General features: G+C 68.4%; 13 protein-coding genes. 8 read left to right on the top strand and 5 right to left on the bottom strand.

Going from position 1 to position 12360, the window contains the following annotated elements; all coding sequences use genetic code 11:
* Window positions 1-116 precede the first annotated feature (116 nt).
* Window positions 117-1676 (top strand): tetratricopeptide repeat protein, encoded by a 1560-nt coding sequence (locus ACH4DZ_RS42085; RefSeq protein ID WP_398294699.1) that lies wholly within the window; start codon window positions 117-119, stop codon window positions 1674-1676.
* 156 nt (window positions 1677-1832) lie between these two features.
* On the opposite strand, the gene ACH4DZ_RS42090 is transcribed toward ACH4DZ_RS42085, so the two are convergent.
* Window positions 1833-2030, bottom strand: coding sequence for a hypothetical protein (locus tag ACH4DZ_RS42090; RefSeq protein WP_398294701.1), 198 nt, complete (start codon window positions 2028-2030; stop codon window positions 1833-1835).
* A gap of 159 nt (window positions 2031-2189) precedes the next feature.
* On the opposite strand from ACH4DZ_RS42090, the gene mobF reads away from it, so the two are divergent.
* The 6 genes from mobF (at window position 2190) to ACH4DZ_RS42120 (ending at window position 8694) form a co-directional block, all read left to right on the top strand.
* Window positions 2190-3998, top strand: coding sequence for a MobF family relaxase (gene mobF, locus ACH4DZ_RS42095; protein WP_398294703.1), 1809 nt, complete (start codon window positions 2190-2192; stop codon window positions 3996-3998).
* Window positions 3995-4315 (top strand): hypothetical protein, encoded by a 321-nt coding sequence (locus ACH4DZ_RS42100; RefSeq protein WP_398294705.1) that lies wholly within the window; start codon window positions 3995-3997, stop codon window positions 4313-4315. The genes mobF and ACH4DZ_RS42100 overlap by 4 nt, the downstream gene beginning before the upstream one ends.
* A gap of 209 nt (window positions 4316-4524) precedes the next feature.
* Window positions 4525-5616, top strand: a complete 1092-nt coding sequence (locus ACH4DZ_RS42105; RefSeq protein WP_398294843.1) for a hypothetical protein — start codon at window positions 4525-4527, stop codon at window positions 5614-5616.
* 464 nt (window positions 5617-6080) lie between these two features.
* Window positions 6081-6917, top strand: a complete 837-nt coding sequence (locus tag ACH4DZ_RS42110; RefSeq protein WP_398294707.1) for a replication-relaxation family protein — start codon at window positions 6081-6083, stop codon at window positions 6915-6917.
* Window positions 6918-7277: 360 nt separating this feature from the next.
* Window positions 7278-7577: a hypothetical protein gene (locus ACH4DZ_RS42115; protein ID WP_398294709.1), complete on the top strand. Its 300-nt coding sequence runs from the start codon at window positions 7278-7280 to the stop codon at window positions 7575-7577.
* 58 nt (window positions 7578-7635) lie between these two features.
* Complete coding sequence (locus ACH4DZ_RS42120) at window positions 7636-8694, top strand: hypothetical protein (RefSeq protein ID WP_398294711.1); 1059 nt, start codon at window positions 7636-7638, stop codon at window positions 8692-8694.
* Between the two features lie 956 nt (window positions 8695-9650).
* Here the strand turns inward: ACH4DZ_RS42120 and ACH4DZ_RS42125 are convergent.
* A complete protein-coding gene (locus ACH4DZ_RS42125; protein ID WP_398294713.1) occupies window positions 9651-9995 on the bottom strand; it encodes a pentapeptide repeat-containing protein in 345 nt (114 codons plus the stop codon).
* Between the two features lie 180 nt (window positions 9996-10175).
* On the opposite strand from ACH4DZ_RS42125, the gene ACH4DZ_RS42130 reads away from it, so the two are divergent.
* Window positions 10176-10637, top strand: coding sequence for a recombinase family protein (locus ACH4DZ_RS42130; protein WP_398294715.1), 462 nt, complete (start codon window positions 10176-10178; stop codon window positions 10635-10637).
* A gap of 76 nt (window positions 10638-10713) precedes the next feature.
* Here the strand turns inward: ACH4DZ_RS42130 and ACH4DZ_RS42135 are convergent, their stop codons facing one another.
* From ACH4DZ_RS42135 to ACH4DZ_RS42145, 3 genes are all read right to left on the bottom strand, one after another.
* Window positions 10714-11109 carry a hypothetical protein gene (locus tag ACH4DZ_RS42135; protein WP_398294717.1) on the bottom strand — a complete coding sequence of 132 codons (396 nt, stop codon included), beginning with the start codon at window positions 11107-11109 and terminating at the stop codon, window positions 10714-10716.
* A 349-nt stretch (window positions 11110-11458) separates the two neighbouring features.
* A complete protein-coding gene (locus ACH4DZ_RS42140) occupies window positions 11459-11782 on the bottom strand; it encodes a hypothetical protein (RefSeq protein ID WP_398294719.1) in 324 nt (107 codons plus the stop codon).
* A gap of 282 nt (window positions 11783-12064) precedes the next feature.
* Complete coding sequence (locus ACH4DZ_RS42145; RefSeq protein ID WP_398294721.1) at window positions 12065-12253, bottom strand: hypothetical protein; 189 nt, start codon at window positions 12251-12253, stop codon at window positions 12065-12067.
* Window positions 12254-12360: the final 107 nt, after the last annotated feature.

Consider the following 12360-nt stretch of genomic DNA (forward strand, 5'->3'; position numbering starts at 1 on the left):
ACGGAGGAACTCCCACTCCTCATCGGACAGTTCATGTCGACGTATCACCCGACCATGATCCACTACTCAAGATCAATTGAAGACACGACCTAGTAGGCAGCCTCTCCGACACCGACGTGAAGCAGTACCTCCATGCCGCGTCCGGCACCGCAGGAAATCCGGTACTGACTCCGGATGCCATCAACAGCATCAGCAGCGGCGCCCACGGCCTCCCCCTCTACCTCAGCTTGTCGCTCTCTATAGCGCGCGCTGCACATGAAAACCCTCCAGCCGCCCAAGCCTTCGGAGGGCCGCTGCCAGAACTCGCCACCCGCGTGTTCGCCAACTTGCCAAAGCAGGAGCGCGAACTGGCCCGGGCCGCGAGCCTGATGCCACGCTTCGACGAACGCCTGATCGCCCAAGCTGCCGGCGCTCTGGTCGGTGACGCGCAACGCCTGTGCCAACGCACCCTCGTCACCAAAGACGATCACCCGGTTTTTCCCTACCGGCTCCACGACGCGGTCCGCTCCGCCATCGCCCACGAACCCGTCAGCAATCCCGGAGCCTGGGCACCAGACGACCGAACCGAAATGGCCAGGCAACTGCTAGAAGCTCTGCGCCTTCGAAGCGACGCTCTGCTGCTCAACACCGAACGCCGACTCGACGTCATGGAACTCGCTGCCGAGCTGTGTGCCCGTCACGCTCTCACCGCCATCTGGCTGGCGGACGCACTCGCTGCCGCCCCCGGTTTCGCCAAGACTGCCGACCGGTTGCCGCCCCCCACACTCGACACTTGGGCGGGGCAAATCTCCGGAATCTACGAAGCGTGGCGCCACGGACGACGGAAGACCGAGCGTATCGCCTACCTGGAGGACTACCTATCCCGACCACTGCAGAGCGACGTCCGACACCGCACCAGACTGCGACTCGCGTACGTCTACCGCGACGGCGATCCGGACAACGCCTTGCGCATCCTCAAAGAGATGCTGGAAGAGGAACCGGCCTCTGAACTGCTTCGCTACCAGGTCGCTCGTACATTGCGCACCAGAGGTGCGTACGAAGAGCTGGAACAGCACTTGAGCCACTACCCGCTGCAGGACCCGACGACCTCCGTACGCATCAGCAGCGACCTGGCCTTCGACCGCGGGCTGCTCGAAGAGGCCATCGAGGGAACAGACATGAGAGCCCGAGCACTCCGTGCCCGAGGACAGCACCGCCTCGCCCTGGAAAATGAAGCCTCGACCCTCTGGCGCCGAACCTTGCAAGGCCGCAGCACACCCACAGAATGCGATGACCTCCTGGCCGACGCCGATCACTTCGGTGAGACGCTTCCCATGCGGACTGCCCTGACAGCCAAGGCGATTTCCATGCGAGACGACCACCCAACAGCGCTGGAACTTCTCACCGAAGCCCAGCGCCTTGTCGACGCGCGACAACAGAAGATGGGCTGGCGTGAGTGGACGGGCCAACTCATCGTCGCCCTATATCACGACGATCGCGCCGCAACAGAGGAACTGCATCGGACATGGCTGACGGCAGACCGACAGTGGAACCCCAACTACCAAGTCCTAGACCGGCTCGTTGTCTTTGCCGGCCGCAGTGCCCGCTACCAAAGCAGACAGATCACACGGGCAGAAGACTCTGCTGTGGCCGACCAGCGCTGGCACGCACTCATTGAATCGTTAATGTCCGCCTAGGTCGTTTCTGATGGTTTTTGGCAGTGCCGCGGAGCCAGATGATGATTTTTGGCGCGGTTCGTTGGTGCGCGTTCGATGGCAGTGGAGTCGGCTGGAGGCGGATTTGGTGGCGGGCGGTGCTCGTGTGGTCGGCGCGCAGCATTCGCACGGCCGGGGTTAGATGCCGTAGCGGGCGTTCATCAGGTCGGCCCACTTCTGTGCGCGGGGCATGTTGTCGGCGCAGCTCTCGCAGTGGGGCACCATGTCGGTCCGGCTGGGGTACGGCATATTCGACCGGACTTCGACGGTCGTGCGCAGAGTGAGAGGGCGGCAGCACTGCGAGCAGAGGTCTCCGTGGAACAGGTTCGTGTTCATGCGGCGGACTGTGCACACGCCAGCTGCCTACCGTCTCGGGCTGGCCTGACGGTCCGCCTGGCGGGCGCCACGATAAAGACTTCGTGATGGCCTCCCGCCCGGCGGGAAGGGACCCGGATCGCGCTTTTTCCCAGGCCAACGCCAGGGTTCCATGGGGTGATGATCAGCATGTCGGAGGTTCGCCCGGGGAACGGGTGGCGCTATCTCTTCCGCGGCGTGATGGTCGGCGACGGCCACCGCCCTGCGGGCAAACCGCTGCGTGCCGCCCAGGACGAAGCTGGTGTCCCGCCCGGCGTCTGGAAGGGCCGGGGCCTGGCTGCGCTTGACCTCACGGTCGGGGACGTGGTGACCGAGCGGCAGGCCGAACTGCTCCTGGGAGAGGGTCAGCACCCGGACGCCGACCGGATCGAGCGCGAGCTCCTGGCCCAGGGAAAGAGCCCGGCACAGGCGAGGCGGGCGACCGCGCTGGGCAGGCCCATCGAGCACAACCGCTCCCCCGAGACCGACAATGCCAAGGAGCGCACCCCCTGGCTGGCCTTCGACCTGACGTTCCGGCCCCCGCCGACGGCCCACCTCGCGTGGGCCCTGATGGACGACCGGCACCGCCAGGTGCTGGAACTGTGCGACGACATCGCCCGCGACAAGACCCTGGCGTGGTTGGAGGAATCGGTCGCGGAGATCCGCTGGAAAGCCGGCGGGAAGCGCCGCGCCCGGGTCAAGGACGGGCTGATCGTTGCGGTGTTCCGGCACTACGAGTCCAGAGCCACGGAATCGAAGCCCCTTCTTCACGCGCACGCGGTCGTCTCGATCCGTGCCCGGCGGCCGCATGACGGGAGGTGGGGCAACCTGTCGGCAGATTCGATGCTGACCCACATCGTTGCGGCCGACACCCTCTACATCCTCTACTTCATGGAGGAGGTGTCCGCCCGGCTCGGGTGGGCGTGGGAGCCGCGCGAGGTGACGCCTGGCCGGCGGCCCGTCATGGAGATCGCGGGTATTGATCAGCGGCTGATTGGCTGGCAGTCGACCCGCCGCCAGCAGATCGAGGACGCGCTGCCGATCCTGACAGCCAGGTATGAGGAGAAGCACGGGCATGCGCCGGGGGAGCGGGCCGGCTACGCGCTGGGTTGTCAGGCCGCCGATCAGACGCGCCCGCCCAAGCGCACGGAACTGCTGTCGCTGACCGAGCTGCGCGAGCGATGGCGGGACTCAGCGATCCGGGCCTACGGCGTTGACGTCGTCGACCGCCTCGCGGAGCGGGCCCGGGCGGCGGCTGCGGCGGTGTGGGCGCGGGTGCGGCCGGTGGTCGACATTGCGCTGGCCGCCGTCGACGTCGTCGCCGTGGTGTACGTGATGCGCGGCGCGTTCAAGCGCCACCATCTGCTCGCCGAAGCCCGCCGCCACCTCGCCTACGTCCTGCGCGGCCGACCTCACCGGCCCGGCCTGGACGAACAGATCGTGCAGGCGGTCGTCGACGACTACACCCGCCCCGTCGGCCGGGGCCGGATGATGACCGCAGACCTGCGCGTCCTGTACCCGCGCGACACCGAGGACCAGACCGTGCTGCGCCCGCTGACCCGCAAACGGACCGCCCCGCCGTACGAGCGGGCCCGCCTCGCCGCCGGTGCGCTGAGGACCCGGGTCCAGGCGGTGCGCCGCGCTGACCGCCTGGGCTCCCGCTCCCGGCCGCGCGCCGTCGCCGTGCCCGCTACCCCGAGGTCTCGTCTGCGGCCGACCCGTACGGACCGGAAGGCCGGCCGTGTCCCCGAGCAGGCGACCGACGTCGCCGCGATGAATCAGACCCGCGCCACGTTCGAGGCCGCCGCCGCCAAGATGGCCGCCAAGCTCACCGACGGCGTCCGGGACCGCGCCGTCGCCTCCGTACCCCGACTTCAGCCCACCGCGCCGGCGACCCCGCCGACGCACCCCCAGCAGCTCTCGCCGTGCCGAACCCCAGGAGTCGCATGAGCACCCCGGAACAACCCAGCTTCGAGGATGCCCTCGCTCGGGCCCGCGAAGCCTCCAAGGAGTGGGCCGCCGTCCTTGAGGAGCCGCCGCCTTGGGAGCCGGTCTGGAGGCGGCCCCGGAAGCCGAAGTCGAAGGCGGAGAAGGAGCGGGAGCTGCGCAAGCAGCACAGGCGGTTCCAGGACGCCGGCCGCCGTCGCCTCGCCGCCGGGGAGTCCCGCCGGCCCCGCGCGCGGCAGGGCCGGATCGGGAACGCCGCCGCCCGCCGCGACGCTCGCGCCCTGTCCCGGGTGCGGCACTGCACCGCCTGGCTGTGGTGACGGAGACGCCGTATCCGATGCGTACCACACCGGATGCTGCGCATCGTCATGCGCACCACGATGTCCCGCACCGCACCGGTGCGCACGCTGTCCGGCCGCATTTTGACCAGGTGCGGCTGGACGCGCGTTGTTCCTGGACCAGCCTCGCTACCGGCATGTTTCCCCTTGTCAGCTACCACTGTTGGGGCTAACGACAGGTACCGGGATTGGTGGAGCTGTCTCCGGTTGTTCGGGTGCTGTCGCTTCGATACTGCGTCTGGAACGACGGCATCAGGTGGGTCATCCTGGGCTTACCGGCCTTTTCCGTTTGTACCGACGTACCGGCCGGAAGAGGGAGCAGCATGGACGCCGACGACCGTGCGGGCATGTCGCCCGAGCACCTTGACAGGCTGGCTCGCGGGGTGTTGAGGGCCGCCCGTGATGCGGCCTGGGAGCTGCGACAGCCTCAGGACCCAGATCGGCGGACGTGGGCTCTCGGCAAGCTCGCAGGTCAGACACAGGCGATGCTGGGTCCCGACTTGCCGGACTATCCGCCAATCGGGGCTGCGGCGCAGGAAGGATTCGTCCGTACCGCTCTCGAGCTCGCCCTGCATGTGCGGGCGCACAGTTGGTCGCAGCGCGACCTCGGCGCGGTCGGCGTGCGGGGCCAGGACGATGTACCGCACCCGGGGGAGAGCCGGACGGCCGACGCCTTCGACGTCCTGGGGCGGCTGATGCTCCCGCACACCTCACCCGAGGGTTGGACTGCCACCCTCGTCACCGACCTGGCTCACGGCGACAAGACGCTGGAGGCGGCGGTCAAGCTGGGCAAATACGTCCTGCACCCCACCTTCCTGCTCTTCACCGACGACGCGACCCGGGTCGTCGGTGAAGCTCTGCACAGTCTCAACGTGCGCCGCCTGCACGAGCTGACCAACACGCTGCGCCACTACGCTGGAGCCGCCCCTCAACTCCCGCCAGCGGTGACAGTGGTGGCGACCCCGCTCATCATGGAAACGGCGTCCGACGTGCCGGAGAGCGTTTTCCACGCGCCGCCGCCGGGCTACCGGGGCGAGACCGAAACGGCGTCCGACGTGCCGGACACCGACGTTCACATGCCGCCGCTGTACTACACGGGCGAACCCGAAACGGTGTCCGGCGTGCCGGAGACGGTTTTCGACCACATGCCGCCGCTGGGCTACCCGGGCGAGACCGAGACGGCGATCAACAGAATGTCCCTCGTGGACGAGCCCGACGACTTGGACATCGACATCCCCGGGCCCGACCGTGACGGACGCGGCCCTCGTCGGTTCGGCTTCTGACTGGAACCGCCGGTGCGTACTCGGGACGCGCTTCCTCCAGGCTCCCCCCGCCAGGAGGTGCGCAGTGTTCGGTGAGAATGCGCAACCTTCGCTACGGGAGGTCAACTGCCGTCCGTGATGATTACGGCTCGGTATCGGCACCCGGCGGAGTGTCACACGGACGGCTTTTTCGACACCTCTAGCAAGTGACGGCGGGATTCTGTCCGGAGTCCCGCGCCACCTGCGTGAGGAGCCTTCTCATGACGTACAGCAGCGCCCGGCAGCCTGAACCCGAGCCGCACCCCACTTGGTCAAGGGGTACCGAGTACCCGTCGGGCGGCCCGGGAAGCAGTGCCGCGAACGATTCCAACGTCGTGCCCATCACCGCAGCTCACACCGCCCGCCAAGGGGCCTCCCGGCACGCCGACACCCCTCTCCCTTCCCCCGAAGAGTCAGCGAAGGGGAAGAAGTCCACTCCCACGGCCGTGAAGGTTCGGGCCGACGCGCTGCGGATGCTGGGGTGCGTGCGGATAGCCACGGCCCGGCAGATGGCTCAGGTGATCACGGCAGAGGACAAGGACGGCCGGTCGTACGTGCGCAGGGCGATGTCGAAACTGGCGGAGCTCGGACTGGCGGAGACGAACGGCAAAGACGGCAAGCACCCGATCTGGAACCTGACCCCGGCAGGGCAGAAGGCTCTGGCCGACGGCAACGAGCTGCCGCCCCGCCCGAAGGCCGGCACCGGAGCGAAGGCCGTTCGCGCCGGGTTCGGCCCGCACGGCGTCGCGGTGACCGACACGATCCTCGCCTACACCGCCACGTTCCCCGCCGGCGGCCGTGAGCATCTGACCGACTGGCAGGTGGAGGTGAACCACGCCATCAAGGAGATCGGCCTGAGCTTCAACACCGACGCCGTGCTCGCCGTGCCGACCCAGACCAGCGAGGTGCGCCTTTTCGAACTCGACAACGGCACCATGTCCCAGGCCCGCCTCGCCAAGGAGGTCTGGGACTACGAGCGCTACGCCGGGCACCGCGTCTGGGAGGGAGCCCGCGGCACCAACGGCCGCACGTTCCCGTTCTGGCAGCGCCACCGCTACACCCGCTCCGAACGCTTCCCGCGGCTGCACGTCGTCCTAACGGGCAAGGAGGAGCACCTGCTCGACAACCGCCGCCAGGCGCTCACCGCCGACGTCCGAGGCATCGCCATCGCGGTGTGGGTGAACACCCTGCCCCGGCTGCAGCGCGGCGAGCCCTGGTACGAGATCGGCGTCGACGCCCCCGACCGGCGCCGCGACCGCTACCCGGAGCCCATAGGCCGCTGAGGGGAGCAGGCCCGCCGGAGACGACGACGCTCCTCACCCGACAGCCGTGGGGGGAGCGTCGTCCTGCGGCCTTTTCAGCCGAAGCCTGACGGCGGCGCGGGCCCGCCCGCCACGGTTGACCCGGAGTCCCCACCACAGCCGGCCCGGGGGCCGATATTAGGGTTCCTAACGCCGCAGACCCCGTGGGCGATTCGCGCGAGGCCGCGCAGCTGCACCACCAGGCGGTGCCAGGACCTGTGACTCGGCTGTTCTGAAGGAGATTCTGGTGACCGAGGTCCCCCGTGCGGGCTGATCGGGGAGCCGGATTCCGCGGACTACGCCCTCACGGGCGACCGAGGACACGTCGACTGGACCCGGCCGGTGACCGTGGGCTGCGGCTTCTGCCCTACCCACACCCAGATCACCAACAGCGACATCCTGGACCGCGACACCGAGCATGCCTGCTCCCGCTGCGGCACCCGCACCGCCTGCCCGGCAGACGCCGATCGGGTCATCCGCTGGGGCTGCGGCATCAACGAACCCGGAGCCGCTTCTGTCGGGGCCCGCGCGACCTACCGGCAGGACGTTGAGCGCGGCGCCGATCAGTGGGCCACCGCCCGCGTCCGCGTTGCCAAAGAGGACGCACGCGCCCGTTTGACACTGCCCGGCTGGGCCTCGTAGCCCTCACCTGGCCCGCAAAATCTGCCTCAATGTCAGTGGCGGTGGCCACACTTGATCCATGACGCTCGATCGTGCCGACGCGGCACCGCCGCTGCTGATCCCCTCCAAATCGGCGATCAACCCGATGGTGCTGGACCGGCCGATGCTGCTGCCCGTCCTCGACGCCAACGCCCTCCTGGTCGAAGCCTGCGTGCTGGCCAAGAACAACGGCCGGCACAACAGTGTCACCACGCTGGCCGCGACCGGCCGTGCCACCCCGTACATTGCCGCGCACGTTCCTGGTGAGGTCGACGAACACCTCGCCAGGCTGGCCGCCCACTTCGAGGTGCCCGAACGCCAAGCGCGTCACGTGCTCAACCGGCAGATCCTGCCCGCCCTTCGGGTGGTCGACCTGGAGATCCGTGATCACCTGTCGCCGCGGACCCGGCACATCCTGCACGTCGACTCGGACATGCCGCGCAGGCACAGAGGCGATCCGGACGACGCGCCCACGATGGCGCTCGCAGAGTTCCTCGGACCGTGCGTCATCGTCACCCAGGACAGCGTCTTCCACCGCTTCGGGTACGCCGTCATCGACTGGATCCCGGTCGTCCAGAGCATGATGCGCGTCGCGGGCCTGGAGGCCACCGCCGCGAACGCGCTGGTACTCATCGACTGGGTACTGCGGCTGTCCGGCGCGGGCGCTCACCGCCTGGTCGTCCTCGCCGGACGCAACCCGCTGCTCGCGACGGCCGCTGTGGCCGGGCTGCTGGGGTGGTGCTACCGAAACGGCTACCTGACCCGCGACAACTGGGGGCGGCGCCTTACGCGGGCCGGGGAGGCGACGGTGCCCCTGCTGGAGCTCGCCGACGCGGCGATGACCGAGCACCAGGCGCTCAGCGACTCGCTCCTGGTCGTGGAGCCCGCGCACTACCCCACCCGCGAGCAGCTGGCCGCCCGTCACCTCGCGCGCTGCGGCCGACCCCTGACGCCCGGCGAGCTGCGCGACGCGCTCGCCCGGCGCGGCCACATCATCTCCGCCGCACAGCTGAAGCGGGACATGCAGACCCACAGCGCGTTCGTCCGCGCTCCCGGCGACCTGTGGACCATCGGCCGTCCGGTGCGACAGCAGACCTGACCCGAGCACGCCCGAGACACAACCGCGGGACCACACTGCGGGACGGCTCCCGAAGTCGCCGCGCCACCCGGCGGGATGACGAAGGCCACGGCGCGCACTGCGCCCTGGCCACGGCGTACTCAGGTACTCCGATGTCATCAACCGGAAGGCAGCCATGAGGCTCAACAGGCAGCAGGAGAAGGAATCGACGCGGGAAAACTATGACGGCTACCCGGGAGACCTGTGGTACACGATGTCCCGTCTCCACGCAGCCCACCCCGAGCCGGTCGGCCGCAGCGTGCCGTTCGAGCGGCCGTCGGCGCTGCTGTCGTTCATGGAGCCGGACGACATCGTCCTCGCGGCGCGGGTGGGACTGTCCGGGACAGAGACGTTGGGCCACCTTCACGACCTGATCAATACGGTGACGCGCAGCCTCTCCGGGGACAGTCGGATCAGCGAGTCCGCTCTCGTGCCCGACATCGAGCTGGAGGTCATGGTCGGCAGGAGGCAGGAGGCAGGAGGCAGGAGGCAGGAGGCAGGAGGCAGGAGGCAGGAGGCAGGAACTGGCGCTGCGCACCGGCCACATCGCAGGCCTCACCAAGCTCCTGCGGGAATCCATCGGCACCCTCGGCATCAGCACTCCCGGCGCCCGCACACCCGTGGCCGGCCAGTGCTTCCACTGCGAGGGGACCGAGCATGCCCGCCCGCTGTGGGAGCGGCCGCGGACAGTCCCCATCGACCTCTCGCAGTTCCCGTACAGCGCTCGCGGTGGTGCTGAGCGGGGCGGGAATGAGAAGCCCCCGGCAGCCGCGGGTTCACGGCGGTCGCCGGGGGCTTCGTGGTGTCGCCCGGAGCCGACGGGGGTGCGGCGCCGGGCGACGATCAGGGGGTTGAGGAACAACGACGTCAGGACGTGCGCTAAGCCCTTTGGCTCGCACGTCCCAAGTCGCTTTGAACCGCAGCTCACGGAGACTGCCTTACCCCCGCTCTTCGTTCTCCACCTGTGCAATCCGTGCTGTGACGGTCGGGTCTTTGGCCAGGCCAGGGGAGAGCTTGGTCGTTGAGTCGATCACAGCAGACACCACCTGCTTGGCGTACAGCCGTGCCGCGCCGGTCACGTCGGTGCCGGTCAGGTCCGCGCCGGACAAGTCCGTGCCGTACAGGTGCGCGCCGAACAGGTCCGCGCCGGTCAGATCCGCCTCGGTCAGGTCCGTGCCAGTCAGGTCCGCGCCGGTCAGGTCCGCGCCAGACAGGTCTGCCTCGGACAGGTGAGTGCCGCGCCCGGCCGGGGCCGGCGCCGAACCAGTCGGCCACGCCCGCATCGGCTATGCCCGCGCGTCCACCGCCCGTCAGTCCCTCGACTCCCAGCTCGACTCCCTCGAACAGGCCAAGGTCACCCGGGTCTTCTCGGAGTAGGTCTCAACCCGCGCGGCCAAACGGCCGGAGCTGGAGAAGGCGGTCACCCTCGCCCGCGAGATCCGCGCGTCCGGCGTCGCCGTGCGATGGTGGTCCACGAGCACAAGCGACTCGGCCGCGGCATCGACCTGGCCATGCTCGCCGAGGAGCTGCGCGCCAGCGACGTCGGCCTGGAGTTCCTCACCGGAGAACTTCAGGGCTCCCACGATCCCGGTGGTGTCGTCTTCACCGTGCTTGCCGCGTTGTCGGGCATGGAGCGCGAGTACATCCGTGACCGGACGCTGGAGGGCCACGAGTCAGCGAGGAAGCGCGGCAAGTCGATCGGTGGCGCGAGCGTCACCGACGACGACATGCTCGGTATGGCGCTGCACCTTCGGGACCAGGAGCTGAGCCTGCGCGAAATCGCGGCCCGGCTCGTCATCACCAAGGGAGCCAGGAAGGGCCAGCATCCCTCCCCGGCGACCGTCATGCGAATGCTGCGCGAGCACGATGAACGGACGGGCGTGACGGAGCCTGTGGCGGCGCTGGAAGCCGCTGAGAGCGTCTGAGGAGAGTCATGTCGGCAGAGAAGGGCCCTGGAGCTGCTCACGAGCAGCTCCAGGGCCCTTCGGCGCTCTTGGGCTTCTAGTCTTCTTCCGAAGGGTGATAGAGCCGTACGAAGTTGGAGACGGTGGTCGGGTCGTCGGCTTCACCGGTGAGATCGACATCAGCGGGCTTGATGTTGCCGTCGGCGTAGACGAGCCAGGCGGTGAGCGGGTTCGAGCTCAGGGAGCCGTCCTCGTCACGGAACTCCGCTCGCCAGCCAGCACCTGGCAGGGCAGCAACGACGGGAGGGTCGACGGGGACGACATCGTGGAAGTTGCTCCATGAGCTGGCCCTGATGAGCGAGGCGCCGTCCCTCCCGATGACGAGCGGATGACCGTCTTCGTCCCAGGCGATGACGCGCTTGGTGGTGTAGTGCTTGTGCCCAGCGTTCTCGTGCTTGTAGCGGGCTTCGTAGGGCTGGTTGGCCGGGATCACGATGTCTCCAAGACGGTGCGGTACGTGTTGCTGGCCGCGCCATCTTGCGGTGCCGGACACCCTGTTGGGGCCTGATCGTCAATGTTTGTCCTGGGCTCGCCTACGGGCGCGCACTCGTGGACCTGCCCAAGTTGCGAATTCTCTCGCCTGGCTGGCATCGCGCGCGCCCGCGAAGGGACGGCCCAAAAAGTCCAGAAACCCCGCCCGCTGGGTGCCCCGGCCCGGCGTAAGAGGTCGATCCAGACAAGTAGTCGGCGTGCGGCCTCATCGGGTGGACACCCGATGGCCTGACACGCAGGAAAGCCCGGCACCGAAGTGCCGGGCGTCCATGCCTCCTCAAGCTCTTTAGTTACTTCCTCGGCGGAATCACCGCCGCCAGACCCCACGCAGCGGCAGCCGCCTCCAGAAGGTCCTTCCCCCCGTCCTTCCCGGCGACGAGGAAGATCAGCCCGATGACGAAGGACACTGTGCCGCTCAAGATCAGCCCCACACGGAGCACGGTGCGGGTGATCATCGTCGCGGCACGGCGACGCAGTACGAACTGGGACCGACGGAGGCGCCGGCGCTCCCGCTTCGAGGCCTGACGCTGCTCTGTCAGGCAACTGAGCTGGTGGTCGACCGCAGCCAGCAGCTTGTCGATTTCCTTGTGGTCCGGGGCGGGCTGGTCGGGCATGCTGAACATGTGGTGGGTGCCTTCCATGAAGGGGCCCGTTGTCACTCGCCCGCGGTTAGTGGCCGGGTTGGGCGTTGTGGCTCTGGTGCCGTTTTCGCGTACACCAGACATGAGTAGGCCGGGCCCCAGAAAGTGGGGCCCGGCCTCTCGGTGGTTCAGCTGTGTTTGGTCAGTGGTGCCTCATGTTCCTTGGTGCTGGCTCGGCTGTGTTTGGTCAGTGGTGCCTGATGTCACTTGGTCGTGTCGAAGACGGCTAGCAGTGCTTGGTCGTGTTGAAGAGAATCAGCACTGCTTGCCGGTGGGCCAGGCAGGTGCGGTCGGTACGGCGTGCACGCTGTTCCGGTTCGTCAGCCGACGACGCAGGGAGAGGTACGCCATTTCAAGCGCGAGGATGCAGTGGTCGGCTCGGCGGACGACAAAGGTCCACAAGGCCACGAGGATCGCGCCGAAGAGGTGGATAACACGGTTCATGGAGTGGTGCTCCTTCGAGTGGGCTGCTGGCGTGAGTGCTACGAGTGGCTTCTGTTGGCGCAGGGGCCACTCGCCGTCGGGTATCCGGTCGGATCCCCGCTCGGCCC

It is taken from the genome of Streptomyces sp. NPDC017991, assembly GCF_044328075.1.
Classification (GTDB): Bacteria; Actinomycetota; Actinomycetes; order Streptomycetales; family Streptomycetaceae; genus Streptomyces.